Here is a 25,735-nt window from a genome sequence, read left to right on the forward strand (position 1 = left end):
GCAGATGGGACTGTAGCCAACGCAGATTTAGCTTCGGGAGTAGGAGGGATTTACAAAGGAGACGGTTCATTATCCGGGAATACAACTGTGACACAGGGAAACAATACTTTGGCATTCAGTTCTTCGGCTACTAATGGCTTTTCTGTGGCAGGCTCAACGTTATCTGTAGATGGAGTGAATAATAGAGTAGGGATAGGCACAACTAGTCCGTCTGCTAAGTTAGAGGTGAATTCAGGTACAGCAAATACTTCAGGACTTAAATTCACTAATCTTAATTCTTCCACAGCAGTAGGTACAGGTCAAGCACTTGGAGTAGACTCAAGTGGAAACGTAATTACCGTTCCTAATCCTACAGCATCAAGTGTGACAACTTCAGAATCTTTTTTAGGTGGAAGCGGTAACTATGTTAGTCCTTACAATGTTAATGATTCAGGATGGACTCAAATTCCATCAACCGGCCAAACAATTACAATTCCGGCAGGAGGAAAGGGTTTATTTATCAATTTCATGTTAGGAATAGATTACGCGAGCTCTCCAACAGGAGGAGGTCAGGCATATTATACGTCAAGGCTTTTTGTAGATGGAGTAGCAACAAATGTATTTCAAACTACTCAGGAGCCAGGCACAGGAAGTCAAACGCAATATAATTTGAATTCAGTAATATTTTTGACTGCAGGTAGTCATACTGTTGATGTAAGAATGAAGAGAACTTATAATAACGGGACTACTAGTGGACAAAACATGAACTGTGGAGTAATGTCGATGAGCTTTAATGCGAGTTATATCAACTAATTACATTAGTATCTCACGCTGGTGCGAACGTTCCGCTCGTGCCGGTTTTAAAGCAAGAATAGGATAGGGTTTACTTACAAGCAGAACGCTTTAGCCAGACTGCTGATCTTAGTTATAATTTGTAATTAATAATCCTAAACCTTCCGGGTTTCCGAAACCTTGAAGGTTTTAAAATCAACAATCATTTTTAAAATAAATTACTTATGTCAACAATTCTTCATCGCATAAAAGCGTATCTCTACGATAACGTTTTAACCAAAGACAATCCCAATGATTTCATTGCCCGTACGGCAAGCGAGCGCAGCCTTAATGTTCAGCAGATCTGCCACGCAGCTGTATCCCGTGGCGGAGCAGACATCTCCGCCTCTTCCATGGAGCACGCCACCGAGCTCTTCCTGAAAGAAATGGCCTATCAGCTTTGTGATGGCTTTTCTGTAAACACTGGGTACTTCACCGCAAGCACCACCATCCGCGGGGTGTTCGACAGCCCGTCGGAGACGTTTAACAAAGACAAGCACAGCATCATCTTCCAGTTCAATCAGGGAGAAAAGTTACGGGCAGAAATCCCGAATATTGAAGTTAATATTCTGGGGGTGGCAGAATCTTCTGCCGTTATCTTACAGGTAACGGATGTGAAGAGCGGTTCGGTGAATGATCTGCTTACTCCGGGCAGAAACCTGAAGATCGTGGGCAGCAAGATCAAAGTTACCGGTGATGATGCTTCGGTAGGGATCTACTTTGTAGATGTAGCGACTCAAGGAAGAATCAAAGTAGAGCAGAGTGATATTGTCACGAATAATCCTTCGGAGGTTATGGTGGTGATTCCGGCATTGGCGGCAGGGACGTATAATCTGGAAGTGGTAACGCAATACAGCAGCGGGGCTTCATTAAAAGATCCAAGAACGGCTACTCTCGATAAAATACTGACGGTGGCATAAGCTTACAGCACTTGTTTTCGAGAGACGATCATGTCGCCCGATGAGAGATGCTCTCATCGGGCGTGATAAGAGGGTTATCTCGAGCGAGATAAGGTGTTCTCATCGACCGATGAGAACACTTCTCGAAAACCTAAAACCTTTAACAGGGTAATTTTTTTTAGTATAATGGTACTCCGGCTTAGGGAATTTCCCGGCCGGAGTTTTGGCTTCGGCTCCGCTCAGCCAACTTTGAGTGGGAGGGGTTGAGAGTTATAGAATGTAATGGTTTTTATCATTCTAGTTTGTCATCCCGTAGGGATCTAAGCCCGAATCTTTCCATGCTAACTTTAAACGCTATGCCGAGATTCCTACGGAAATCACAGATTCGACGTAGTCAATGACAAAAATGTGTGGTGAGTGTGTGAGGGTTGGAGAGTTTTAGAGTATGAGAGTTCCCTTCGGTTAGGTATATGGACTTCTACGAAGCGACAAAAAATAGTCGAATGGCGGCGCCTGAGCGGAGTCGAAGGCCCGCGTACACTTGAAGGACTGGTGGCTGAGCGGAGCCGAAGCCACCATTGAGGTTGTTGTGTTTGGGAGTGGATTAAGCGTCTTTAGAGATAGCTGTATGGATATTCTTCTGGAACGACGAAAAGTAGTCGGCTGGCGGCGCCTGAGCGGAGTCGAAGGCCGCGTTACAAAAAATAAAAGGTGGCTTCGAGATCTCGAAGCCACCTTATTTTAAATAATCAATATTTTAAAACAGATTAATCCGCCATTACTTCACCTGCCTTTCGGTAAACAAAGCTGCCATAAATATGTCTTCTTGCAAAACGGCTCGGAGAATCGGCATTCACCATTTTGATATAGGTATTTCTCGGAACACCAAGGTATTCATAAATGTTTCCGTTAAGATGTTGAATGGTCAGTATCGATTTTTCAAGATAGAAATCCTGAATATTGGAGGTCGTAACCGTTTCCGTATATTCTTCTTTATATTTTTCCTGCGTTTCAGGGTTGATGCTCACCAGGAAATGATAGGCTTCAATCACCGATTTGCTTTTCTCTTCTGCTTCCACCTTACCGGCTTCATCATTGATAAATTTATCAGGATGCGTGTCTTTCATTACATTTCTGTAAATGGTTTTCAGCTCTTTTAAGGTTACGTTTTTATCTACTTCCAGAAGCTTTCTGTATTCGCCTAATTTTTTCATATGGTTGGATCCTTATTTCGGGATGCAAAATTAGGGTTTTAAATTGATAGTATGGAATGAATCTATTTAATTATTTTGGAATCAAATATATATATATATATATATATTATGTATACAGTGAATTGTTTATGTTATTTAAAGCAATTTCAATGAAATGTGGCTTTTTAGCAAACAAAGTAATTTTTCTATTGTTCCATTGTTCCATTTTATGAATTATAGCTTCTACATTATTTACTTTCTCTTTTTCTTTTATATAATCAACTGTAGATAATAATTCTAATGCAAAATTTGAATAAAAACCAGATAAAAACGATTTGGTTTTGTCAGCAATATCTTTATATGCTAAATTTTCGTCTCTGTTTAAATATTTAATAATATCTTTTTCAGCATCTAATATTAATCCCAATTCTTCAAAAGGCTTTTTATCTTTTGAACTGTAGCCTGTTATATAACTTCCATTGAGGTGATAAAGAACATGTTTGATTTTACCTGAATATGGGCCATAGAAATTTTTTTTATAGTCTAATTTTAAAATATCTCTTGCCCCAAATTTTTGTAGAAAATATGCAACTTTTTCAGCAGAAAATTCTGATAAAAATTCACCATTCTTCACTAGATCAAAAAGTACATACAGTAACATAGCGCGCGCTGGTGTTAGAGAAGTTCTTTCTTTTCTTAGTACTTCTATAATTTTACTATTAGGCTCGTATATTTGAACTTCACAATCAATGTTTTCTAAATATTCTTCTAATATTTTTTTGACTTTATTCCAATCCAAGCCTCCATTTCCTGCTCCTAAAGGAGGAATCGCAATGGATTTTATTTCTTTATCATTAATGATTTTTATCAAATCAATTAAGCCCTTTTCAATATATGAATATTCTGATGGCTTTCTCCAACTTGTTTTTGTGGGAAAATTAATTATGATCTTCTTACCTTTCAAGAGCGTATTTTCTTCAAATACGAATAGCTTGCCTATTCCAATTTCATTATTTTTACATGCTTTTACATATTCTTTATAATTATTTGGAAATTGATTTTTAAATTGTAAAGCAATACCTTTACCCATTACACCATCGGTATTAACGGTATTTACTAATGCTTTAGCATTACTATCTAATAAGTTTCCAATTTTATATTGTATCATAATTAAAAATAGTATTGACGTCTAACAACAATTTTATTTACATCGATCCCATAAGAAATTAACCTGTCTTTGGCTTCTTTATCGTAACAAATATAACCTAAAATATTATTTAAGGGTAAATCTGCCTCTAACAAAAACTCAGCTTCCTTTCTCCTTTTTTTATCCAAATCATTTTCATCTTTCCAATCTTTACAATTTATAGCTTCATGATCCAATATATTTTCAATATTGTAAACTTGACTTTTAGAATATTCCGATGTTAAATTATTATTTGCATGTCCATCAGTAAATATAAAATTTAGATTGGAATCTAAAATTTTCTGAACTGAAGTTACACAATATATTATATTCGTTGGTTTTGTTGATGCTACGCCATTAAATCCTTTTTGTATTACATAAAGCATAGGAGTTCTTATAGCAAAATAGAAAGGTATATAATCTCCTATAGTTTTCCCAGAATTAAGCGGATAATGATTCCTGGTTGATATTATTGAATTATCACCAATTGGAATATAGTTTTTATTACTATATTGTGAATTTCTATGAGTAATTCCATATTGTAAAATATGTGGTATATTCTCAATATGTGTCATTCGAAACAAATATATTTTATTTAAAGCTGTCATCTAAGTTAATGGCAATTTACAATTTAATATTTAATTTTATTCCGTCCTCTGGTAAATATGCGTTACTTTCGAATTTTTGATAAAATCCTCTAATGAGGTACCTTTCACCGCATTTTTATCAGTAAGTTCTACATAATAGATCATCGTATTAGGAAACTTCGGATCCTTACACAAAATTCTGAATCTTTTTACTTTGTCATCAGTACTTAAAAATGCAAGTTCCGAAGCATTGTAAAACCTGATATTGTTTACATCGAAAGCATCTTTCCAGTTTTTCTGCAGTTTGGCAAATCTTTTCTGGGTTCTGTCGCTGTCTTCATTTTCAAACTTATCAATCTGAAAATCGGTTAAAAGTTGTGGATAGATCAATCCTTCCTGAAGAATAGCCTTGGTGATCTTATCAGATTTATCATAAAAAACAACTTTACTGTCAAACAGCACCTGATTGTCTTTTACCACCATATTTCCAGCAAATTTCTTATAGCTTTTCTTTTTGTAGTCGTTTTTAAAATGTTCAATCACAGCTTTGTCTTTCGGACCCGGCTTTTCTGTCTTTTGTGCAAAAACCGGCATGGATAAAACTAATGAAAGGCCGGCAGTGTATAATAATTTCATGATATTTAATTAACTTTTATGAATTTAAAGAATATTTTTAAGTCTTACATATTGGAGCAGCATAATGGTCTTGGCATCTTTAATTTCTCCGGATTCGATCATTGCCAGGGCATCATTAACAGAAAGTTCAAGGACTTCAATATCTTCGCCCTCATCTTCAAGTCCACCACCGTCTGCGATCTTCATTTCTTTTGAATATTCGGCAATGAAGAAATGAAGAATCTCCGTTACGGATCCCGGTGACATATAGGCTTCAAAGATCTTCTCGACATGAGATATCTGGTATCCTGTTTCTTCTTCAGTTTCCCTTTTGATGCACTCTTCGGGATTGTCATTATCCAGCAGTCCTGCACATGCTTCGATCATCATTCCTGAAGGATTTCCGTTGATAAATGTAGGCAAACGGAACTGTCTCGTTAAAATCACTGTACCCGATGTTTTATTATACAACAGAATAACGGCGCCGTTTCCACGGTCGTATGCTTCACGGCTCTGTTGCTCAACGCTGCCGTTTTTTTTCTGAATAGTAAAAGTTACTTTCTTCAAGGTATACCAGTTGTCTGATAATATTTCTGTTTTTTCTATCTGAACGTTTGTATTAGGCATAGATTGTATGATCTTGGTAATTATTTCTTTAATAAATCTTCTAAAGCAGCTTTTAAATCGGGAAACTCAAAGTGAAACCCCGCTTTCTGAATTTTCCCTGCAGAAGCTCTTGAACCTTCCAATAAAGCATCTGCCAGTTCACCAAAGATAAGTTTTAAAAGGAATCCGGGAACATTCGGCATAAAGAGCGGTTTCTTTATAACTTCTGCAATTGTTTTGGTTAAATTTTCATTGGTAGTATGCTGAGGTGACACAGCATTGAAAGCTCCGTCGATCTCTGAATTTTGAATGGCATATTCGTAGATCGCAACAACATCCTCAATATGAATCCATGGCATATATTGTTTTCCGGTTCCCAGAGGAGAACCTATTCCTATTTTGATGGTTGGAAGCATCTTCTTTAAGGCGCCATCCTTTTCTGAAAGAATAACCGCTGTACGGATTTTCGCCACTCTTTCCGCAAGGTTTTGCTTTTTGAACTGGTCGGCGGCTGCTTCCCATAAGACAACGACTTCACTTAGAAAGTCATCTCCCTGACCGTCATTCTCATTAAAAATTTTATCTGTGGTTTTTGTTCCGTAGTAATTGATCCCGGAAGCGGTTATAAAAGATTTTAGTTTAATATTTTGCTCCTGTAGTTTCTTTAAAATTAGTCCGGCAGAATCAATTCTGCTGGAGATCAGCTCTTTTTTTCGTTCATCTGTCCACCGTTTTTCAGAAATGTTGGCACCCGCCAGATGAATGATATGTGAGACTCCTTCAAGTGCATTTTCATCCATAGTCTGCGCTTTGATATTCCATTCAAACTCATTGTCATGCTTTTTATTTCGGGTTAATAAGCGAACGGTATAGTTTTTCTCAAGCCTTTTTGAAAGCTCTTGGGCGATAAGTCCGCTTGCTCCGGTGATCAGTATAATGTCTTTCATTTCATTATTGCGTTTGATATTTACGACTGATTTTTAACGATTAAAACAAAATCATCATCCAAAAGTTTATAGCCGTAGTCATATATAAATTTATACTCAGAACCGTTTTTATAAACCTTTAGATTGGTAAAATAATCAAAATCAAAACCTAAGCCATCGAGTTTCGAGCGGGGGACTTTCGCTTTACCATCTGTATTCACTTCAGAGAGAATCCTGTAATTTTTGCGCAACTTATTATTGACATTACGCATCAGATTATTAGAATCTTTGTTCTGTTTGTTATTGTAAGCATTTCGGCAGGCATCGTTGCAGAACTTTTTGTCTGATCTCCCGATGATCTTTTCGCCGCATTCAAGGCAATCCATAATTTTATTTTTTCAGTTTGTGTGGATGAGCATGTTTTTTCTTTAGCAACCTTATAAATCTGCTGTGAGTAGGATAGCTTCTGTTAGAGGTAATATTATTGAAAAAAAGTGCTACTGTTAAAAGAATAAGACATCCGGAAAGAATCGGCGATAATACATACCAAAATCCCAGCTCCGGAATTTTACCCGTTGAGCTTACTGCAATCAATGCGGTGGCGCCACCCGGAGGATGAAGCGTCTTTGTATACTGCATTATGACAATGGAGAAAGCAACTGCAAGAGGCGCCGAAAGCCAGATAATATCAGGAACGATTTTATATATCGTAACGCCTACCAAGGCTGAGATCACATGCCCGCCAATGAGATTCCGGGGTTGTGCCAGGGGACTTTGTATCGCTCCATAGATTAATACACTGGAGGCTCCGAAAGATCCGATAAGAAAAATATTTTCTGTTGCCGATAAAGAATGCGACTGGATAAAAGCAATGATTCCAATTCCGAAAAACGCTCCCAGAAATGACCAGAAATGTTCTTTGTAGTCTACCAGTGTTTCTTTATAAATTACATATTTTGAGACTCTCAGCGTTCTTTTGATGGTTTTCTTCATATCTACTCAAAGGTACGGAATTATCCGTTTTCAAACGGATAAATTTTCAGATTGTTTGTGATATTCGTTTTCAAACGACTACAAACGAATTTAAATAGTTTCGTACCGGCTTGAATTTCAGTTTTCGGCAATCTTTGCAACAGAGATTTGAGAAACAGGTGAACGTCTCAGATTTAGTATTAATCTTTAAAAAATAGAATTATGTCACTAAGAAACAAAGTAACATTAATCGGTTACACAGGAAAAGAAGTTGAAATGGTAAACTTCGAAAACGGAAGCGTAAAAGCAGTAGTATCTATTGCTACTAGCGATTATTACACCAATGCAAAAGGTGAGAAGGTAGAAGAAACACAATGGCATAATCTGATCGCTTTTGGGAAAACTGCCGAGATCTTTCAGAAATATGTTCCGAAAGGAAAAGAAATTGCGATTGAAGGTAAGCTTACATACAGATCATACGATGATAAAGACGGTGTAAAAAGGTATATTACTGAGATCAGAGTAGATGAAATTCTGCTTTTGGGAGGCAAATAATAAAAACACAAATGATGAAAGTAAAAGTTTTTAAAATCAGACTGCAGCCAGAGTTTTTACATGATGATCAGCATATGCTTGATGATTTTCTCGAATCCCATCAGATTGTAAAAGTTGAAACGGCTTTTGTAAATGACGACAATTACTGGTCGGTGGTATTATATTTTGATGAATTGAAAATAACCGTCAACACAGTAAGAGAATCAAAGCAGACAAAATATACCGCTGAAAATGATGTACTGAGTTCTGATGAAGAGAAAATCCTTTTTGCTCTCAAAGAATGGCGGTCCGAAAAAGCAAGAGCGCAGAACCTTCCGACGTATTTTATAGCAACGAATAAAGAACTGGCGTCCGTGGCAAAATATAAACCTGTACGCAAAGAAGAGCTCTTGGATATCAAAGGATTTGGGAAGCATAAGATAGAAAATTACGGAGAAGAGATTCTTGAAATTTTAGAGAACATCTGATTATTTAATAGAAACACAAGTGATGAATAATCCTGAGCTGGAGAAGATTGTTTCTTCAGCTCTTATTTGTAGGATAAAGTCAGTTCAATTCCTTATTTTTGCAGCACTTATACATTAATCATCATTTATCAATTATAGAATGAAACCAGGTTTAGCAAAAGGGACGAGAGATTTTACAGCATTGGAAGTTGCAAGAAGAAGATTTATTATTACGACTTTACAGAAAAACTTCGAATTATTCGGGTTCCAGCCATTGGAAACACCGAGCTTTGAAAATCTTTCGACATTAACGGGGAAATATGGAGAAGAAGGAGACCGCCTGATTTTTAAGATTTTAAATTCAGGAGATTATACTTCAAAAGTAAATCAGGAAGACTGGGAGAACAAAAATCATCAGAAATTAACTTCGCAGATTTCTGATAAAGCCCTTCGTTACGATCTTACTGTACCTTTTGCAAGATTTGTAGCGATGAACCACAATCAGCTGACTTTTCCTTTTAAAAGGTATCAGATTCAGCCGGTATGGAGGGCAGATCGTCCTCAAAAGGGAAGATTCAGAGAATTCTATCAATGTGATGCGGATGTGGTGGGCAGCGAAAGCCTTTTGCAGGAAGTTGATCTGGTTCAGTTATATTTGAAGTCATTTGCCGAATTGGGTGTTTCTGTAACAATTCATATCAATAACAGAAAAATACTCTCTGGCCTTGCAGACTATGCCGGGATCGCAGATAAGCTTATTGATTTCACGGTAGCGCTGGATAAGCTGGATAAAATAGGAAAAGATGGCGTAGTTAAAGAACTTCTTGAAAGAGGAATTGCTCAGGAATCTATTGATAAACTGGATTTTCTTTTTACCCAATCCGATGATGCATTGGAAAATCTTCTTCAGCTGAAAGAAAAGTTTGCAGGAAACGAAACCGGATTAAAAGGGGTAGAAGAATTGGAATTCGTGATCACGCAATCTTTGAATTTGGGTGTTGATATTCAGAATCTGGTATTTGATATCACGCTTGCAAGAGGATTGGATTATTACACCGGAGCGATCTTCGAAGTGAAAGCTGATGAAGTTCAGATGGGCTCTATCGGTGGCGGTGGAAGATATGATAACCTTACAGAAGTTTTCGGAGTTAAAAATATTCCGGGAATAGGGATCTCGTTTGGTTTAGACAGAATTTACCTGGTTATGGAAGAGTTGGGATTATTTCCTGAAGAAGCCACCTCAAAAGTGGAGTTTCTGTTTGCTAATTTCGGAGGTGATGAAACATTAGAAGCTTTAAAAATCATCAAACAGTTAAGAGAAAAAGAAATTTCTGCCGAACTTTATCCTGAATCTGCAAAGATCGGAAAGCAGTTTATATATGCTGAGAAAAAAGGAATTAAAAATCTTGTTTTCCTTGGCGAGGAAGAAATTAAGAACGGAAATGTAACATATAAGGACCTTGAAGCAGGAGAGCAGAAAACGGTTACTTTAGAAGAGTTTTTAAACAAATAATATCATCCTGAGAATTCTGTAATGCCATGAAAAATACAGAAGACTTAAAAGAAATAGCTAAACTTTTTCTCAAATTGGGAATCATAGGTTTCGGCGGGCCGGCTGCACATATTTCAATGATGCAGGATGAAGTTGTTACCAAAAGAAAATGGCTTACACAACAGCATTTTTTAGATCTGATAGGAGCAACCAATTTAATTCCCGGTCCCAACAGTACAGAAATGGCGATCCATATAGGAAGAGAAAAAGGAGGTTGGAAAGGATTAATTACTGCAGGAGTTTGTTTTATTCTTCCTGCAGTTTTTATTACAGGTATTTTTGCCTGGCTGTATAAAAAATACGGATCATTACCTGAAGTTCAGCCTTTTGTGTATGGTATTAAGCCCGCTATCATCGCGGTTATTTTATCTGCAATTTTTCCGCTGGCAAAAAAATCTTTGAAAACAGGGCTGTTGATTGTTTTAGGATTGCTTGTGTTGACAGGATCATTATTGGGTGTTAATGAAATCCTTCTTCTTTTTGGCGCCGGGATAATTTATGTCTTTTTATATTTTATAAACTCCGGAAAGTCGAAAGATTTAAAAAATCTTATTCCCATTATTTCTTTACATGCGTCGGGAAACGATTTATTATCTCCATTAAATATTAAATTATTTCTTATTTTCCTTAAAGTTGGCGCTATTCTTTACGGAAGCGGTTATGTATTGTTTGCGTTTCTGGATGCTGAGCTTGTCTCTACAGGATTGATGACAAGAAAGCAACTGATAGACGCTATTGCCGTAGGACAATTCACTCCCGGACCGGTTTTTTCTTCGGTGACTTTTATAGGATATCAGATTAACGGATGGACCGGAGCTGCCGTTTCAACTCTCGGGATTTTCTTGCCGTCATTTCTTTTCGTTGCTTTGCTTAATCCTTTAGTAAAGAAAATGAGGAAATCAACAATTTTTTCATTATTTCTGGATGCGGTAAATGTTGCTTCCGTTGCTATTATTGTATCCGTATGCATTAGCATGGGAGTGGATACTGTTACTGACTGGAGGACGATTCTGATTGCTGTTGTCTGTCTTTTTCTAAGCTTTGTATATAGAAAAATCAATAGTGCTCTGATTGTTGTTTTGGGTTCTGTAATGGGATATCTGCTGACTTTTATGTAAATCATTATTTTATGGACGGACAAGTTTCATCAGACCTTATTGAAAAGTGGCTTAAAGCATGGTCATTGTCAAGACAGCTGCCATTGCCCGTGCATTATAAATCAGGATTGATGGTGGATGTAAGAGAAGAAAAGCAAAGCAAGCGTTATGTATTCCCAACATGTAATGATGATTTTTTTGAACTGGCACAAACCATTAATGAACCCTGGATTTTCCTGAAAGTATGTGCATCTTTCGAGGAATTTAAAGACAAAATCCCGGAAAGATGGGTCTTGCAGCCACAAGGATACATGATGTACTGCTCTTCTCCTATGGAATTTGCAGATAAAAACTTACCGGATAAATACAGATTCGAATATAAACAGTATGAATCTACTTTTTTGGTCAATATTATGGAAAATAATGTCGTAGCTTCATCAGGACGCATCGTATTTGTTGATGATCTTGCTGTGTATGACAGAATTTTTACGGAAAAAGATCATCGAAGAAAAGGCTTGGCGAGCTTTTTAATGAAAGAGCTTGAAAAAATAGCACTGTCAAAAGGCTTTTTTAATAATTTTTTGGTTGCCACAGAACAAGGTAAAAAACTATATGAATTATTAGGCTGGAAACTCTACAGTCTTTATACGTCTATTGTCATTGAGAGAGAATAAATGTCAAAATATTACTTCACAACGTAAGAATATCTTTTTACCTCGTGCCAAAGTAAAACCACCACGTAAAAAAGTAACTTTACATCTCAAGAGTGTAACCTTACCTTGTAAAAAAGTAACCTTACATCAAAAGAATAATAAAAAGTCCTTTTTAATCAAATTCCTTTTAAATAGGATTGTAATTGCAGTTACATTTATTTTTATATTTTTAGACCCAAAATATAGTCATGAAAAACTATTTAGAAATCAACAAAAAATCCTGGAATGCCAAAGTTGAGCCTCATTTACAATCGGATTTTTATTTTGTGAATGAATTTTTAGAGGGGAGAACCTCACTGAATTCTATCGAGTTGGAACTTTTAGGTGATATAAAAGATAAAAAAATTCTGCACCTGCAATGCCATTTTGGTCAGGATTCAATTTCTCTTTCCCGGCTTGGCGCTGAAGTTACAGGAATTGATTTGTCGGATAAAGCCATTGATGCAGCAAAAGAGCTGGCCCGAAAAAGTGGTAACAACACACAGTTTATTTGCACAGATTTATACAATCTCCCGAATGTTCTTGATCAGCAGTTTGATATTGTCTTTACTAGCTACGGAACAATTGGCTGGCTGCCGGATCTGGAGCGGTGGGCAAACGTTATTTCACATTTTCTTAAGCCTGATGGAAAATTCATTATGGCAGAATTTCATCCAGTCGTATGGATGTTTGATGATGATTTTGAAGGGGTGAAATACAATTATTTTAATGAAAAACCGATCGTAGAAACTTATGAAGGTACCTATGCAGATCAGTCTGCAGATATTATTCAGGAATATGTGATGTGGAACCATTCTCTGGCAGAGGTTCTTCAAAGTTTGATTAATAATGGAATCGATATTCATCAGTTTAAAGAATACGACTGGTCACCCTATCCTTGTTTCAGGCATGTAGAAGAATTTGAAAAAGGAAAATGGAGAATTCCGCAATTTGGAAATAAGATCCCGCTTGTTTTTGCGATAGAAGCACAAAAAAAGTCATCGTAGTTTCAAATTACGATGACTTTCTGAATATATGAATGTTAAAATAACTAGTCTTATCCTACAGTTTCCTGTGCTTTATTTACAGTATCCTGTGCTTTGTTTTTAAATTCATCTGCTTTGTCCTGAACCTGGGAAGCGACATTATTAGCTTTATCTTTAAGATCATTTCCCCATTTGTTTAGGTTATCCTTTGCATTGTTGATTTTATCTTTTACCATTTGTTTTTGTTCAGGGCTTGAATTTTTATATTTCCAATATGCTAAAGCTCCAAGACCAACTAACGCTAATAAACCTTTTGTCTTATTTCCCATGATTTCTATTTTTTAAATGTTAATACTAAAATTTGTTATTAGTAAACATGTAAAATACGTGCCAAAAAAAATGACAGAAATATAAAATAATGTTAAATTTAATTGAAAGTTTCTAAATTTTCCCCGTCAAAACTTGCAAAAACCATAGTAGGATAGGAGTCTTGATGATAGCTATTTCCATCTTTGTCAATGGCAATAGCTCCTGCGAATCCGTCGATTGTTTTCAGTTCTTCAAACGTTTTCTCAAAAGCATTTTGCAGAGACATTCCGTCAGTAACTCTTGTGACGATCTTTGCTGCTGTTGCATTGCTTACGATATCTTCACCCACTCCTGTACAGCTTACAGCACAGAAAGCATTGGCATAATTTCCGGCCACGGTTGCAGAATCGGAAATCCTTCCCGGAATCTCAAATCCTTTCCCACCTGTAGAGGTGGCAACGGCTAATTTCCCGTTTTTATCAATCACGACGCAGCCGACGGTGCCTTTTCCGCCATTGTTTAATTTTGCCTGATATTCTTCTCTTCTTTTCGGAATTTCCGTTGAAAAGTTTTCAAAGCCGTGCTCTGTGGCATATTTTTTCGCTCCGCTTCCGCCTAAGACCCTGTCGTCTTCTTTCATGAGCGCTTTTGCTACAAAAATTGGATTTTTTACATCCTGAATGTTAATCACGCCGCTCATTTTTTCGGTTTTTCCATCCATAATAGCAGCACTCATCCTGATCACTCCGTCACTCTGGATTTGAGATCCTGTACCTGCATTGTAGAGCTCATCATCTTCAAGCAGGGAAACGGCAAATGCTGCAGTATCAAACGCCGAATGATACTGTAAATATTCAAAGGTTCTTTTTACAATTTCCTTTAAAGATTCCTGCTTCGCCGTTTTTACTTCATGACTCTGATCACTTTCAGAGAAAAATCCACCGTGAATTATTACCTTCATTTTAATGTTGTTTTTTGTAGACAAGATAGCCAATTTTTATAAAATCATATATGATCCCCGACACTAAAATAGCTGCTGCCAGGATAAGTATCTTTAAAGTAATGAAACCGTAAAGCGTTCCTCCGGTAATTCCTCCCAGAAAGAAAAAACCGATGATTGAGATTCTAAGCTTTACAGAAGAAAGAAGCTTTTTTCTCTGCTCTGCTTCTTTGTAGAAAAAAAGCTGTGAAAGTTCAATTCCTAAATCCGTAAATAGCCCTGTAAGGTGTGTGGTTCTAACGGTTGCATTGGAAATGGTCGTCACCAGAGAATTCTGCAAACCCATGGCAAAAAGCAGGATAAAAGAAAGCAGTACCGAATTGTATGCAATGAAATAATTTCCCCATAGGCCTGCGCAGAGTAAAAGTAAGCATTCAATTAGAGTAGGAATGATGTATAAGTATTTACTGTTCCTTCGGGAAGCAATTTCGATCATAAAATTGGAAGCAAATGATCCAAAGAAGAAGAAAAGAATGTACAAGAAGTATACAGTGCCTTTCCAGAACTGTAAATTGAATACCTCATCAATAAAGAATGCAAAATGGCCTGTAACATTCGTTGTAAGGGTCTGAACAGATAAATATCCTGCTACATTTACGATACCGGCGACAAAAGACAGTAAGCAGGCAATACGAAGATTGTGGTAATAAGTTCTTGTCCTGCCTTTATGTCTGAACATGCTTTAAATTTTTTATTTTTCCTGAGAAATCGGATTAAATTGAGAATTCTCGATGGTCAGGGTTTTAGTAGTGAGGTCATAATGATCGTTCATAGACATTACATGCACGGTGAGATTATCAATAGAAATAGGCTCTCCGAGATTGATGTTGGTGAGATTGGTATCTTTAATAAATCTTCCGTCTACAAGAATGACAAGCCCGGAGCCAACAGCAGTCATTACATCATTATGAATAAAAAGTCCCGTATCTTCTCCCAGGCCGATCCCAAGCGTTCTGGGATTGTTCACTACAGCCTGGAAAAGTCTTCCGATTCTTCCCCTCTGCACGAAATGCGTATCGATGATCACATTATCAATAAGTCCTAATCCCTGTGTGGTTTTTATTTCGCCTTTCAGCAAAGCTTCAGAACTGCTCCCCTGATAGATCATATTTTCAGAAGCAGCGGCAGCCCCGGCAGAAGTTCCGGAATAAATAAAATCCTGCTCCTGATATTTCAGCAAAATTGTATCGTGGAATCTTGTCCCTCCAAGAATGGATGTCAGTCTCAGCTGATCTCCTCCTGTAAACATGACAACATCGGCAGCGTTGGCTCTTGCGACGATAGCGTCAGAGTTGGCTTCTTCACGGTTGTGAATATCAAGAATATTTACATTTTTTGCGCCTAGAAACTCAAAAGCTTTTTTATATTCTGCGCCTACGATCTGTGGAATCTGTGAGGCTGTCGTAATAATTTCAATGACAGAATTTTCCTTATTTTTAGATTCGTTGATAATTTTTCTAAGAATTCCTCTCTCAAAAAAGTTCAGGTTTTTTTCGATATTCTGATCAAAATCAGTTTCGGCAAAACTTCCTTTGTTTACAGCACCGCCGATTACAATTAATTTTCCAACAGGTTTCGTCATAGGCTGCAAATTTAAAAAATTATTAACAGCTGAGAAAATTCAGGGTACATAAAATTGATTTTGAGGATTTTAGAATGATAAAAAAATCCAGATTATTTTTAGTAAATATTCAAGCGTGGTATAGTTTTGTTTAGGGTTTTGCATTATCTTTGATTCTAAATGCAGTTATTGTTAACTATTAAAAATGCAAATAGATTATGAAAATTGAAAAAATACAGGCATTGCGCGGCCCGAATATTTGGAGTATCAGGAGGAAGAAGCTGATACAGATGCGGTTGGATCTGGAAGAAATGGAAAATTTTCCCACGAATAAGATCGATGGATTCAGAGAAAGAATAGAAAAATTAATTCCTTCTTTGTTTACTCACAGATGTTCTGAAGGGGTAGAAGGAGGCTTCTTTCACCGTGTAGAAACAGGTACCTGGATGGGGCACGTTATCGAGCATATTGCGTTGGAAATTCAGACCCTTGCTGGTATGGATGTGGGCTTCGGAAGAACACGTGAGACAAAAACACCGGGAGTTTACAATGTTGTATTTAATTATATTGAAGAAAATGCAGGAATTTTTGCAGCAGAAGAATCTGTAAAGATCGCAGAAGCTTTGATTAACGGAGAAGATTATGATATAAACGCATGTATCCATAAGCTTAAAGAAATTCGTGAGAGAGTACGTCTTGGGCCTTCGACCGGAAGTATCGTTGAGGAAGCCGTTTCAAGGAAAATTCCGTGGATACGTTTGGGAACGAATTCGCTGGTGCAGCTTGGATATGGAGTTAATCAGCAGAGATTCCAAGCCACAATTACCGGAAAAACAAGCTCTATTGCGGTAGATATTGCATGTAATAAAGAACTGACCAAAAGAATGCTGCATGATGCGGCTATACCGGTGCCAATAGGAGATCTTATTACCGATGAAGAAGGTTTGGACAGTGTCGTAAGAAAAATAGGATATCCGGTGGTGATTAAGCCTTTGGATGGAAATCATGGGAAAGGTTCCTCGATTAACGTTAACGATTGGGAATCTGCCAAAATAGGATTGGAACACGCCCAGAAATATTCTAAACGTGTCATTGTTGAAAAATATATTACGGGATATGATTTCAGGGTTCTGGTCATCAATAATAAAATGGTTGCGGCAGCCAGAAGAGTTCCGGCTCACGTTGTCGGGGACGGTGAAATGAATCTTCAGCAACTCATTGAAAAAGAAAATAACGATCCGAGAAGAGGGTATGGACATGAAAATGTTTTGACCGAAATTGAGATCGACAAAGACACCACCGAGCTTCTTGAAAAACTGAATTATACACTGGAAACAGTTCCTCAGAAAGGGGAGGTTGTTTACCTGAAGTCAACCGCTAATCTCTCAACGGGTGGTACATCGATCGATGTCACAGACATGATTCATCCAGAAAATATTACAATGGCCGAAAGAATATCAAAAATCATCGGACTTGATGTCTGCGGAATTGATATTATGGCTGAAAATCTTACACAACCGCTAAAGGAAAGTGGTGGAGCAATCATTGAAGTGAATGCTGCACCGGGTTTCAGGATGCACCTTGCTCCAAGTGAGGGGTTACCAAGAAATGTTGCCGCTCCGGTTGTTGACATGCTTTATCCACCGGGAAAACCTTTTACTATTCCGATTATTGCAGTGACCGGAACTAATGGAAAAACCACAACGACCCGATTAATTTCTCATATTGTAAAAAGTAACGGCTACAGGGTTGGTTTTACGACTTCAGACGGAATTTATATTCAGAATACGATGTTGTCTAAAGGTGATACTACAGGGCCTCTTTCAGCGGAGTTTATTTTAAAAGACCCAACGGTGGAATTTGCCGTGCTGGAAACGGCAAGGGGTGGAATTTTACGTTCTGGACTGGGCTTTTCACAGTGTGATATAGGGGTTTTGACCAATATTGAAGAAGATCATCTCGGAATGAATGATATCCACAACCTGAGAGATCTTACCCGTGTAAAAAGAGTCGTTCTTGACAGCGTAAAGAAAGGCGGATGGAGTATTCTGAATGCCGATAATGAGTATTCAATGAAGATCATTAACGATCTTGACAGTCAGGTCGCAATTTTCAGTATGAATGAAAACAATCCGCATATTCAGAAATTTGCGAAGGAGGGAAGAATTACCTGCGTTTATGAAGAAGGTTTTGTTACCATCAAAAAAGGAGACTGGAAGATAAGAATAGGCAAGGCCAAAGATTTCCCAATCACCATGGAGGGTAAGGCAAAGTTTATGATTGAAAATGTTCTGGCAGCGAGTCTCGCCTGTTATCTTTACGGATTTGGCATTGAAGATATTTCTAATTCTTTAAGAACTTTTATACCAAGCGCTCAGCTTACACCGGGTCGATTGAATGTGTTTAAGTTTAAAAACTTTAAAGTTCTGATTGATTTCGCCCATAATCCTTCGGGATATGAAGCTATCGAAGACTATCTTAAAAATGTAGAAGCGACGAAAAAGATCGGTATTATTTCCGGTGTCGGAGATCGTAGAGACAGCGATATCAGGGAATGCGGTAAGATTGCAGGAAGAATGTTCGACCATATCATCATCAGAAATGAAAAACATCTTCGCGGAAGAACGGAAGATGAGATCAACGGTCTTATCATTGAAGGAATGCAGTCTTCAGGAAGAGATGTGAGCTATGAAATCATTCCTAAGGAAATCGAAGCTCTGAAGCATGCAATGGGAATGGCCGAAGAAGGAACATTTATAACGGCTTTAAGTGATGTGATTTCAAATGCTATTGATCTGGTACAGGATTATCAGGCAAGAGAATTGCTCGAAGACGATAAGATTTAATCATTATATTTAAAAGTTTCGGCGGCATCGAAGATGCCGCCGAAACTTTATCTTACTTTTATAAATTAATTTTATAAATTTTCCCACAGTTGCTTGATCTCCCGCATTTTTACCAGATAAAAATATAATGGAATCAACTCTAATCGTAAGGTGAAAAAATTATTATCAGGTAATATAAATGGTATGATCATCATAATAATACAGACTGCAATACCAATAACAGCATCAACAATAGCTGCTTGCGGAGCCCACTTTTGCTCAAACCAAAGTCCATATGCCACAATTCCTTTATAGATGATTAAGCAACTTGTTATTAGCCCGTAAAGGGTATAAACATGTGTTGCCTGAATTCCGTAAATTGACATTTTAAATTCCCTTACAAAAGGTCCGATACCAAGGAACAAAGCTGTGACTGAACCTCCGATTAGAAAGAACCAGACAAAAATTTTGATCCAGACTGGCAGAAGATTTCTTCTTCGGGTAAAATTTGTTTTCTTTTCAAATTCTTCAAAAGCTGAAGTTTCATTCATTGTATATTAGTTTTATAATTTATTCTTGTGCAAAAAAAGCGTTGGAGCTTCCAATCCAGATGGCATCTTTCTTATTGAAATCTACGTTTACCATATCGGCTTTGGTCATTCTTGCAAGATTTTCCAGCAGGATAGGACGTTCATCATTTTCATGCCAAATATACAACAAACGGATTTCTCCTTTTGAAAAATCTCCGTTGATATCTTCAAAAACCGGTTCATAATTAACTTTTCTTTGTAAAATATAGTTTTGCTTATCTTCAATAGCGTCTGTTATCTCCTTTGTCGGGTTTAAATTAACACCACTTCCAGCAAAAGAAAATAAAGGTTTCAAAACAAAATTTTCGAGGTTTTCATTTTCCGGAAATTCATGCAGAAAATAGCTTTTCGGGACAAACTGATGCTCTAAAAGCGGTAACAAAAATTTAGAAATTTTGAAAAACCAGTTCGGATGTGTAATCCATTTTACATCGACATCTTCACGGAAATCAAATTCCGTTTTCAGATCCGGAATACGGTCTAATTCATCAAAAATCACCCGATTATAAATCCTTTTAATCTCAATTAAATTTCCATCGTATTCATAATATAATTTTTTACCGTTCTTTTTGATTTTAGTAAGGCAAACTGTTTTTATTCCCAGCAGTTTTTCAGTAAAAATAAAATCAATTTGTGTTTTTTGTTTTTCAGGGTAAATTTCCAGTAGAATAACATTTTCAGGGTTCTCATCACCGACGATAAGATCGTTAAGATGATTTTTAAAATTTTCTTGAGACATATTATTCCTGATTTCCGAAAGAAATGGATAAATTTCACAGAAAGAATCTTCAAAAATCTTTTGAAAAGCATACAGAGAAGGGAATGCCTGAAGTTCGATGAGCTGTGGCTCAATTTCTCCATTGTTATTTTTACAGATTCCGAAATCTATGGTAAAGAAATGCGGCTTATTGGTATCATTAGGGACTCTGCAGTTGTCCGGAATGGCTTTTTGTAAAAGGTCTGGAGATAAAGTCTTAATCTGGTCAATAATACTTTCGCTCGCACTGATCAGTTTAGCTTCAAAATCTTTTGTTAAGAAAATAGGACTTTCAGAAATTCTGAATCCCGGTTCTAGTCCGCTTTTTTGTTTTAAATATTCTTTTAGAAGGCTGTATTTTTCCTGTGAAAAATCCTGATTAAACTGTTTTCTATATTTTGGAATCATAAATCTTTTTCTTTGTGATTTAAAAAATCGGACATTTTAGCCCGATTGTATATATATTTTTATCGAAGTATTTTCTACATTAAAGCATGAATTCTGCTTAAAATATTCTGTTTTGCAAAGTCTAAAAATCTTGGGAGAATCTGGGACTGTGTAAGAATGATTTTATCTTCATCATCAATTCTGTCAATCGTCTCAAGATATTTTTCCATACCGAAATTTTCGATCATGGCCAATTTGTTTTTTTCATCCTTAAGATTTTCCATCATTCCTTCAGGATTAGCTTCAGGATGAAACTGAGTTCCGAAAATTTCTTCAGAAAAACGGACAGCCATTACCGCTCTTTCAAGATCAATGTGTGGCCGGAATTTCTCAATCGCCATAATTTTCATTCCCAATTCTTCAAAACGCTCATGATCCGGTTCGATAAATTGATAAGCCCGAGAATCAACGGCATAAAAGGGATCTGGAAGATTCTTAAACAAAAATTCTTGCTCACCTTCTTCGGTTTTATGAACCGGCATTACCCCGAAAGAATACGATTTTCTTTTATTGATCGTTCCGAGCTTCCAATGAATACTTGCCAACTGGAATGAATGACAGATCAGGAAAAGATATTTTTTTTCAGGATTGTGTTTATTGTGTTCGAAAATAGCAGTTAAGAATCCGCTAAATTTATCCTCCCATTCCAATCCTTCACGGTGAGGATTTCCGGGACCTCCGGAAGAAATAAATATGTCGAAATCTTCAATCTCCGGAATTTCATTTTTAAACCTTACATCAAACGTCTTGATGATTACGCTTTCTTCCACACAACGTTGCTGAAGAGCTTCAGAAATTTCTTTTATATTTTTAAATCCCTGATTTACCTGATTATTATTCATATCCAGCAATGCAATTCGAATATCCTTCATGCTACTTCATATTTTGTACAAATTTATTAAATATTGTGAAGTGGTTCTCCGTGCGTAATACCATATTCGGTTTCTGAGATCATATAATCAACAACTTTTGTAAGATCGCCGGTTTCATTAAAAATTCTAAGCTGCCGGTCCGCGCCCGTTCCGTTTTCTAAAATTTTCCAGGCATATTCCACTTCATTGCGGCATCCCAAATCATCTACAACATCATCGATGAATTCCAAAAGTTCTTTTAAAAGATCAGGATAAGGCACAGATTCCTCCTTACCAAAATCAATAAGATGAGCTTCAATTCCGCTTTTGGAGGCCCTCCATTTATTTTCATTAAGCAGTAATCTTCTATAGCTTCTGAAGCTTAAATTTTGCTGGTGCAGCTTGTATATTTTAGCAACCAAAGACTGCATAATCGCTGCAAGGCATACCGTTTCATCTATTCTTAAAGGCATATCGCAAATCCTGAATTCTATGGTTGGGTAAAACGGATGCACCCTCAAATCCCACCAGATTTTCTTGGCATTGTCGATCGTACCTGTCTTCACTAAGAGGTCAACATAACTGTCGAATTCCGCGAGAGAATTAAAAAAGCTAGGAATTCCTGTTCTTGGAAACTTCACAAAAATTTCCTGTCTATATGATTTAAAACCGGTATTCCTGCCGATCCAAAACGGTGAATTTGTTGATAATGCATAAACATGCGGAAGAAAGTATCTCATCACATTTTGGATTCTTACTCCTTCTTCACGGTTCGGTATTCCGATGTGCACGTGAAGTCCGAAGATGAGGTTTCCACGCGCAACATCGCCCATGTCGTCTACAATTTTATTGTACCGTTCGCCGTTGGTTATGGTGTTGTGTTCCCAGTTTGAAAATGGGTGTGTTCCACCGCCGGAAACGCGAAGTCCCTGTTCGTGTGCGGTTTTGATAAGATGTCTTCTCAGGTTGGTTAGTTCTGCTTTAGCTTCCTGAATATTCTGGCAGATTCCCGTTTCCATTTCGATCATGGATTCGTGCATTTCGTGCTTTAAATTTTCGCTTAAAACAGCTTTCCCGCCTTCAATAATTTTCGAAACATGAGAGATCAGGTCTCTGCTCTCAACATCAATGATCTGATATTCTTCTTCGATCCCAATAGTAAACTGATGCATTTTTTTCGTGTTTTTATGTTTTTTATTGTAAAGAATCTTTTACGAAATTCCCCCAGGCAATATTAGGTTTCCCCGGAACATATTCTTTGGCTTTTTCTATGGCCAATTTTGCAGAATGTTCCACAATCCAGGCGAAATTTTCTTCTCCTACAGAATTCCTGTCGGCATCCGGCGCAGGATTGCAGAAGTCTATGGCGTAAGGAATTCCGTCCCGAACGGCAAATTCCACCGTATTAAAATCATAGCCCAACGCTTCATTCATTTTAATGGTGTAATCATGAATGGTTTTTAATAATTTTTCCAATTCTTTTCCTTCTGTTTTATGGGTGGTTTCATATCTCAGGTGGGGAGCATTTCTCGGTTCGTAAGGCATAATATGAACATATTTTCGGCCTAAGCAATACACTCTGTAGTAATCATCAAAAATGATTTCTTCCTGTACCATCATCACAAGCTGTTCGGTTTCCGAATGTTTATCCCAGAGGTCTTGAGGATTCTCTACACGGTAAACATTTCTCCAGCCACCGCCGTCATGCGGTTTCATGTAAGCCGGAAATCCCACATAATCAAAAATATAATCCCAGTCGTGAGGGAATTTCAGATTTCTGAAAGACGTTTCTGAAGTATTGGCTGGTCTTTCGTATGAAGGCAGTAAAACTGTTTTCGGAAGAGGAATTCCGAGTTTGGTCATTAAAGCATTGTTGAAAAATTTTTCATCTGCACTCCACCAAAACGGATTATTAATGACGTACGTTCCGTTCAGTGCTGCATTTTTAAGGTAAGCCCTGTAAAAAGGAACATCCTGTGAAATTCTGTCAATAATAACAGCATAGTCATAATCTGCTCCCTGTTCAAGTTTGTCAATACTTACAGGTTCTGCAACAATTTCGCCTTTTCCAAGCTCGTTTACCTTATCGATAAATGCCCAGGGAAACGTATCTTCCATTCCGAATAGTATTCCGACTTTTTTTACCATAGTTGTATTTTTTATGTGTATTAATTTTTATTTAAATTAAGAGAAAAATGCTCCGATAAATGTTGGAAAAACCATTCTCCAAAGCGGCCAGTCATGACTGATCCACTTTCTTTCGTCATACCAGAAATCAATTCCTTTTAAACGTAAAATTTCTGCCATTTCGATATTTTTGTCTTTACAGATGTCCTGATCGGAAGTGCTTAAAACAATATGCATATGCTTGTATTTCCATGCTTCATCATTTCTTACAAATTCCCTTGGGCAATTGAAATAAACGAGATCATCGGAATATCCGTCCATAAAATTCCTGATACTGAAAGCTCCCGAAAGACAAAACAAGTGTGAAACAACATCCGGAAATCGGAAGGCGAAATTGGCAGCGTGATATCCGCCGAAACTTGCTCCTGCTACCGCAACACGGTGTGTCTTATGAATTTTCTGAATGTAGGGCAGAAATTCCTGGATCAAAAACTGTACATATCGTTCATAATTTTTAATTCTTTGCTGAGGAGAGATCCCTTCATCATAGAAGCTCCAACTGTCAATCGTCTGGATATTATAAAGTTTAATTTTTCCCTGTTCAACAAACCAGTTCACACTTTCATTCAGATGAAAATCATGATTTTGGGTATAAAGCCCCTGCGAAGTCGGAAACATTATGACCGGATGACCGTAATGTCCTGTAACTTCCACTTTGATGCTTGTACACAAAATATGTGAATAGTAATCTGTATGTTCTATATGTGGCATTTTTTAATAACTTATGAATAATAATATATTATGAATTATTTTTGCTAATTGCTAATTGCTAATTGCTAATTGCTAATTGCTAATTGCTAATTGCTAATTGCTAATTGCTAATTGCTAATTGCTAATTGCTAATTGCTAATTGCTAATTGCTAATTGCTAATTGCTAACTCGTCGGTTTGCTTTTCGGAGGAAGAATATTTAACATTTCAGCATTAATTTTTTCCGCTGCTTTGTCTAATCTCTCCTCTATAATAAGCGGATCGCTAGATTTATAAACAATACCGACATGATAATCAATAGGTAAGAATTTTACCGTTTCTTCACTTTCGAATTTGCTGTAGTCTGCTTTTTCATCTTTGATCAATGCGATGATCAGACCGGAATAATATCCTGTAGGCTTTGAAATTTGATAATCCTTTCCCCAAAGCAATGCATCTTCTATTTTTGCCCATTCTCTCCAGATATTAATACTGCTTGAAGCTTCCACAAGGTCTGGTATGTGCGCTCCTCCAACTCTTGAAGAAGTTTCCAGAAAGTAATATTTTCCGTTTTCTTTACTTCTTATAAATTCTGTATGAGTGGCTCCGTTTAGCAGGCCGAAACTAGATAAAACTTTAGCGTTGGCAATTTCAAGAGCTTGAAATTCATCGGAATACCGTCCTAATGTTTTCGTCCTGAACACTCCGCCTTCATGAGAAACCTGCATCGGAGGCGCCAGATATTTTGAAGCTGATGTAAAAACAATCTCTTTATTAAAAGTCAGGCTGTCAACATGATACACGTCGCCAGGTTTAAAACTTTCCAGTAAAAATAAATGACGTTCTTCCCCGAGACTATTGAGGGCCTCCCAGAGTTCTTCTTTGGAAGTCAGTTTTCTGATTCCTGATGCAGAAGCTTCTGAACGAGGTTTTAAAACCCATGGCGCAGGAATTTTATCAACAAAAGCATTAACCTCATCATTGTTGAAAACAGCAGTAAATTCAGGAACATTGATTCCGGAATCTTTTGCTTTCTGTCTCATCGCAAGCTTATCCCTGAAATAGCGGTGCGTGGTCTGTCCCATTCCGGGAATACGGAAGGTCTCGCGTATCAGTGCTGCTTTTTCCACATCATAATCGTCGAGCGCGACAACGGCGTCAATTTTCCGGGTCTGCATGAGGTAAGAAAATCCCTGGATAAGATGATCGAGGTTCCAGACTGAGGGTTTCAGTTCGGGCATGTAGAAGACTTCGTCGATAGCATGCCACGGCCAATTTTTCTCTTTCAGATTTTCTGAAGTTACCAAAATCACATTATTACCGAGGCTTTTCATTTCATCCATGAAATCATAGCCTTTGTAATAGCACGAAATGCATACTATTGTTTTCTTCTCCAT

28 protein-coding genes are annotated in these 25,735 nt (G+C 37.2%); 9 read left to right on the plus strand and 19 right to left on the minus strand.

Features of this window, described 5'->3' with window-relative positions:
- Both BMW64_RS20730 and BMW64_RS14765 read left to right on the plus strand, forming a co-directional pair.
- Positions 1 to 792: hypothetical protein (locus BMW64_RS20730; protein WP_228400932.1), on the plus strand; the 792-nt coding region annotated here is incomplete at its 5' end.
- Between the two features lie 203 nt (positions 793 to 995).
- Positions 996 to 1,730 carry a DNA-binding domain-containing protein gene (locus BMW64_RS14765; protein WP_090000729.1) on the plus strand — a complete coding sequence of 245 codons (735 nt, stop codon included), beginning with the start codon at positions 996 to 998 and terminating at the stop codon, positions 1,728 to 1,730.
- A 746-nt stretch (positions 1,731 to 2,476) separates the two neighbouring features.
- Here BMW64_RS14765 and BMW64_RS14770 read toward each other — a convergent pair.
- The 8 genes from BMW64_RS14770 to BMW64_RS14805 all read right to left on the minus strand — a co-directional run bounded on the left by BMW64_RS14770 (position 2,477) and on the right by BMW64_RS14805 (position 7,815).
- Complete coding sequence (locus BMW64_RS14770; protein WP_090000730.1) at positions 2,477 to 2,923, minus strand: KTSC domain-containing protein; 447 nt, start codon at positions 2,921 to 2,923, stop codon at positions 2,477 to 2,479.
- A 106-nt stretch (positions 2,924 to 3,029) separates the two neighbouring features.
- Positions 3,030 to 4,070: a type II toxin-antitoxin system antitoxin DNA ADP-ribosyl glycohydrolase DarG gene (gene darG, locus BMW64_RS14775; RefSeq protein ID WP_090000731.1), complete on the minus strand. Its 1,041-nt coding sequence runs from the start codon at positions 4,068 to 4,070 to the stop codon at positions 3,030 to 3,032.
- 2 nt (positions 4,071 to 4,072) lie between these two features.
- Positions 4,073 to 4,663, minus strand: a complete 591-nt coding sequence (darT, locus tag BMW64_RS14780) for a type II toxin-antitoxin system toxin DNA ADP-ribosyl transferase DarT (protein ID WP_177175303.1) — start codon at positions 4,661 to 4,663, stop codon at positions 4,073 to 4,075.
- A gap of 69 nt (positions 4,664 to 4,732) precedes the next feature.
- On the minus strand, positions 4,733 to 5,311 hold the full coding sequence (locus BMW64_RS14785; protein ID WP_090000733.1) for a hypothetical protein: 579 nt from the start codon (positions 5,309 to 5,311) through the stop codon (positions 4,733 to 4,735).
- A 24-nt stretch (positions 5,312 to 5,335) separates the two neighbouring features.
- Positions 5,336 to 5,917 carry a GDP-mannose pyrophosphatase NudK gene (nudK, locus tag BMW64_RS14790; protein WP_090000734.1) on the minus strand — a complete coding sequence of 194 codons (582 nt, stop codon included), beginning with the start codon at positions 5,915 to 5,917 and terminating at the stop codon, positions 5,336 to 5,338.
- A 20-nt stretch (positions 5,918 to 5,937) separates the two neighbouring features.
- A complete protein-coding gene (locus tag BMW64_RS14795) occupies positions 5,938 to 6,843 on the minus strand; it encodes a TIGR01777 family oxidoreductase (protein WP_090000735.1) in 906 nt (301 codons plus the stop codon).
- Positions 6,844 to 6,863: 20 nt separating this feature from the next.
- A complete protein-coding gene (locus tag BMW64_RS14800; RefSeq protein ID WP_090000736.1) occupies positions 6,864 to 7,208 on the minus strand; it encodes a hypothetical protein in 345 nt (114 codons plus the stop codon).
- A 4-nt stretch (positions 7,209 to 7,212) separates the two neighbouring features.
- On the minus strand, positions 7,213 to 7,815 hold the full coding sequence (locus tag BMW64_RS14805; protein WP_090000737.1) for an HPP family protein: 603 nt from the start codon (positions 7,813 to 7,815) through the stop codon (positions 7,213 to 7,215).
- Positions 7,816 to 8,016: 201 nt separating this feature from the next.
- On the opposite strand from BMW64_RS14805, the gene BMW64_RS14810 reads away from it, so the two are divergent.
- The 6 genes from BMW64_RS14810 to BMW64_RS14835 all read left to right on the plus strand — a co-directional run bounded on the left by BMW64_RS14810 (position 8,017) and on the right by BMW64_RS14835 (position 13,143).
- Positions 8,017 to 8,349: a single-stranded DNA-binding protein gene (locus BMW64_RS14810; protein WP_090000738.1), complete on the plus strand. Its 333-nt coding sequence runs from the start codon at positions 8,017 to 8,019 to the stop codon at positions 8,347 to 8,349.
- Between the two features lie 11 nt (positions 8,350 to 8,360).
- Complete coding sequence (locus tag BMW64_RS14815; RefSeq protein ID WP_090000739.1) at positions 8,361 to 8,816, plus strand: HRDC domain-containing protein; 456 nt, start codon at positions 8,361 to 8,363, stop codon at positions 8,814 to 8,816.
- Positions 8,817 to 8,955: 139 nt separating this feature from the next.
- Positions 8,956 to 10,308: a histidine--tRNA ligase gene (gene hisS, locus BMW64_RS14820; protein WP_090000740.1), complete on the plus strand. Its 1,353-nt coding sequence runs from the start codon at positions 8,956 to 8,958 to the stop codon at positions 10,306 to 10,308.
- Between the two features lie 26 nt (positions 10,309 to 10,334).
- On the plus strand, positions 10,335 to 11,465 hold the full coding sequence (gene chrA / locus BMW64_RS14825) for a chromate efflux transporter (RefSeq protein WP_090000741.1): 1,131 nt from the start codon (positions 10,335 to 10,337) through the stop codon (positions 11,463 to 11,465).
- 11 nt (positions 11,466 to 11,476) lie between these two features.
- Positions 11,477 to 12,118 carry a GNAT family N-acetyltransferase gene (locus BMW64_RS14830; protein WP_090000742.1) on the plus strand — a complete coding sequence of 214 codons (642 nt, stop codon included), beginning with the start codon at positions 11,477 to 11,479 and terminating at the stop codon, positions 12,116 to 12,118.
- 227 nt (positions 12,119 to 12,345) lie between these two features.
- A complete protein-coding gene (locus BMW64_RS14835) occupies positions 12,346 to 13,143 on the plus strand; it encodes a class I SAM-dependent methyltransferase (RefSeq protein ID WP_090000743.1) in 798 nt (265 codons plus the stop codon).
- A 50-nt stretch (positions 13,144 to 13,193) separates the two neighbouring features.
- Here BMW64_RS14835 and BMW64_RS14840 read toward each other — a convergent pair whose 3' ends face one another.
- The 4 genes from BMW64_RS14840 to BMW64_RS14855 all read right to left on the minus strand — a co-directional run bounded on the left by BMW64_RS14840 (position 13,194) and on the right by BMW64_RS14855 (position 16,013).
- Positions 13,194 to 13,451: a YtxH domain-containing protein gene (locus BMW64_RS14840; protein ID WP_090000744.1), complete on the minus strand. Its 258-nt coding sequence runs from the start codon at positions 13,449 to 13,451 to the stop codon at positions 13,194 to 13,196.
- Between the two features lie 98 nt (positions 13,452 to 13,549).
- Entirely contained in the window at positions 13,550 to 14,392 is an 843-nt protein-coding gene (locus BMW64_RS14845; protein WP_090000955.1) for an isoaspartyl peptidase/L-asparaginase, read from the minus strand.
- Position 14,393: 1 nt separating this feature from the next.
- Positions 14,394 to 15,110: a YoaK family protein gene (locus tag BMW64_RS14850; protein ID WP_090000745.1), complete on the minus strand. Its 717-nt coding sequence runs from the start codon at positions 15,108 to 15,110 to the stop codon at positions 14,394 to 14,396.
- A gap of 12 nt (positions 15,111 to 15,122) precedes the next feature.
- Complete coding sequence (locus BMW64_RS14855; protein WP_090000746.1) at positions 15,123 to 16,013, minus strand: cyanophycinase; 891 nt, start codon at positions 16,011 to 16,013, stop codon at positions 15,123 to 15,125.
- A 197-nt stretch (positions 16,014 to 16,210) separates the two neighbouring features.
- Here BMW64_RS14855 and cphA point away from each other — a divergent pair, with 197 nt between their 5' ends.
- Positions 16,211 to 18,838: a cyanophycin synthetase gene (gene cphA / locus BMW64_RS14860; RefSeq protein ID WP_090000747.1), complete on the plus strand. Its 2,628-nt coding sequence runs from the start codon at positions 16,211 to 16,213 to the stop codon at positions 18,836 to 18,838.
- A 71-nt stretch (positions 18,839 to 18,909) separates the two neighbouring features.
- Here cphA and BMW64_RS14865 read toward each other — a convergent pair whose 3' ends face one another.
- The 7 genes from BMW64_RS14865 to BMW64_RS14895 form a co-directional block, all read right to left on the minus strand.
- Positions 18,910 to 19,368, minus strand: a complete 459-nt coding sequence (locus BMW64_RS14865) for a hypothetical protein (protein WP_090000748.1) — start codon at positions 19,366 to 19,368, stop codon at positions 18,910 to 18,912.
- A gap of 19 nt (positions 19,369 to 19,387) precedes the next feature.
- Positions 19,388 to 20,572: a hypothetical protein gene (locus tag BMW64_RS14870; RefSeq protein WP_090000749.1), complete on the minus strand. Its 1,185-nt coding sequence runs from the start codon at positions 20,570 to 20,572 to the stop codon at positions 19,388 to 19,390.
- A gap of 74 nt (positions 20,573 to 20,646) precedes the next feature.
- Positions 20,647 to 21,483, minus strand: coding sequence for a type 1 glutamine amidotransferase (locus tag BMW64_RS14875; RefSeq protein WP_090000750.1), 837 nt, complete (start codon positions 21,481 to 21,483; stop codon positions 20,647 to 20,649).
- Positions 21,484 to 21,509: 26 nt separating this feature from the next.
- The gene (locus tag BMW64_RS14880; RefSeq protein WP_090000751.1) at positions 21,510 to 22,634 is read right to left on the minus strand and encodes a carboxylate-amine ligase; all 1,125 of its coding nucleotides are present in this window, start codon (positions 22,632 to 22,634) and stop codon (positions 21,510 to 21,512) included.
- Positions 22,635 to 22,656: 22 nt separating this feature from the next.
- Positions 22,657 to 23,610 (minus strand): ATP-grasp domain-containing protein, encoded by a 954-nt coding sequence (locus BMW64_RS14885; protein WP_090000752.1) that lies wholly within the window; start codon positions 23,608 to 23,610, stop codon positions 22,657 to 22,659.
- 36 nt (positions 23,611 to 23,646) lie between these two features.
- On the minus strand, positions 23,647 to 24,360 hold the full coding sequence (locus tag BMW64_RS14890; protein WP_090000753.1) for an alpha/beta hydrolase-fold protein: 714 nt from the start codon (positions 24,358 to 24,360) through the stop codon (positions 23,647 to 23,649).
- 163 nt (positions 24,361 to 24,523) lie between these two features.
- Positions 24,524 to 25,735 (minus strand): ATP-grasp domain-containing protein, encoded by a 1,212-nt coding sequence (locus tag BMW64_RS14895; RefSeq protein WP_090000754.1) that lies wholly within the window; start codon positions 25,733 to 25,735, stop codon positions 24,524 to 24,526.

Origin of the sequence: Chryseobacterium taichungense (genome assembly GCF_900109935.1) — a bacterium.
GTDB lineage: Bacteria > Bacteroidota > Bacteroidia > Flavobacteriales > Weeksellaceae > Chryseobacterium > Chryseobacterium taichungense.

Bases quoted from the DNA above. Each gene is read 5' to 3' on its own strand.
- darG (WP_090000731.1), bottom strand. From the start codon at position 4,070: ATGATACAATATAAAATTGGAAACTTATTAGATAGTAATGCTAAAGCA.
- hisS (WP_090000740.1), top strand. From the start codon at position 8,956: ATGAAACCAGGTTTAGCAAAAGGGACGAGAGATTTTACAGCATTGGAA.
- BMW64_RS14830 (WP_090000742.1), top strand. From the start codon at position 11,477: ATGGACGGACAAGTTTCATCAGACCTTATTGAAAAGTGGCTTAAAGCA.
- darT (WP_177175303.1), bottom strand. From the start codon at position 4,663: ATGACACATATTGAGAATATACCACATATTTTACAATATGGAATTACT.
- BMW64_RS14765 (WP_090000729.1), top strand. From the start codon at position 996: ATGTCAACAATTCTTCATCGCATAAAAGCGTATCTCTACGATAACGTT.
- BMW64_RS14865 (WP_090000748.1), bottom strand. From the start codon at position 19,368: ATGAATGAAACTTCAGCTTTTGAAGAATTTGAAAAGAAAACAAATTTT.
- cphA (WP_090000747.1), top strand. From the start codon at position 16,211: ATGAAAATTGAAAAAATACAGGCATTGCGCGGCCCGAATATTTGGAGT.
- BMW64_RS14855 (WP_090000746.1), bottom strand. From the start codon at position 16,013: ATGACGAAACCTGTTGGAAAATTAATTGTAATCGGCGGTGCTGTAAAC.
- BMW64_RS14770 (WP_090000730.1), bottom strand. From the start codon at position 2,923: ATGAAAAAATTAGGCGAATACAGAAAGCTTCTGGAAGTAGATAAAAAC.
- BMW64_RS14885 (WP_090000752.1), bottom strand. From the start codon at position 23,610: ATGGTAAAAAAAGTCGGAATACTATTCGGAATGGAAGATACGTTTCCC.
- BMW64_RS14815 (WP_090000739.1), top strand. From the start codon at position 8,361: ATGATGAAAGTAAAAGTTTTTAAAATCAGACTGCAGCCAGAGTTTTTA.
- BMW64_RS14795 (WP_090000735.1), bottom strand. From the start codon at position 6,843: ATGAAAGACATTATACTGATCACCGGAGCAAGCGGACTTATCGCCCAA.
- nudK (WP_090000734.1), bottom strand. From the start codon at position 5,917: ATGCCTAATACAAACGTTCAGATAGAAAAAACAGAAATATTATCAGAC.
- BMW64_RS14805 (WP_090000737.1), bottom strand. From the start codon at position 7,815: ATGAAGAAAACCATCAAAAGAACGCTGAGAGTCTCAAAATATGTAATT.
- BMW64_RS14890 (WP_090000753.1), bottom strand. From the start codon at position 24,360: ATGCCACATATAGAACATACAGATTACTATTCACATATTTTGTGTACA.
- BMW64_RS14835 (WP_090000743.1), top strand. From the start codon at position 12,346: ATGAAAAACTATTTAGAAATCAACAAAAAATCCTGGAATGCCAAAGTT.
- BMW64_RS14895 (WP_090000754.1), bottom strand. From the start codon at position 25,735: ATGGAGAAGAAAACAATAGTATGCATTTCGTGCTATTACAAAGGCTAT.
- BMW64_RS14810 (WP_090000738.1), top strand. From the start codon at position 8,017: ATGTCACTAAGAAACAAAGTAACATTAATCGGTTACACAGGAAAAGAA.
- BMW64_RS14870 (WP_090000749.1), bottom strand. From the start codon at position 20,572: ATGATTCCAAAATATAGAAAACAGTTTAATCAGGATTTTTCACAGGAA.
- BMW64_RS14845 (WP_090000955.1), bottom strand. From the start codon at position 14,392: ATGAAGGTAATAATTCACGGTGGATTTTTCTCTGAAAGTGATCAGAGT.
- BMW64_RS14880 (WP_090000751.1), bottom strand. From the start codon at position 22,634: ATGCATCAGTTTACTATTGGGATCGAAGAAGAATATCAGATCATTGAT.
- BMW64_RS14800 (WP_090000736.1), bottom strand. From the start codon at position 7,208: ATGGATTGCCTTGAATGCGGCGAAAAGATCATCGGGAGATCAGACAAA.
- BMW64_RS14850 (WP_090000745.1), bottom strand. From the start codon at position 15,110: ATGTTCAGACATAAAGGCAGGACAAGAACTTATTACCACAATCTTCGT.
- BMW64_RS14785 (WP_090000733.1), bottom strand. From the start codon at position 5,311: ATGAAATTATTATACACTGCCGGCCTTTCATTAGTTTTATCCATGCCG.
- BMW64_RS14875 (WP_090000750.1), bottom strand. From the start codon at position 21,483: ATGAAGGATATTCGAATTGCATTGCTGGATATGAATAATAATCAGGTA.
- chrA (WP_090000741.1), top strand. From the start codon at position 10,335: ATGAAAAATACAGAAGACTTAAAAGAAATAGCTAAACTTTTTCTCAAA.
- BMW64_RS14840 (WP_090000744.1), bottom strand. From the start codon at position 13,451: ATGGGAAATAAGACAAAAGGTTTATTAGCGTTAGTTGGTCTTGGAGCT.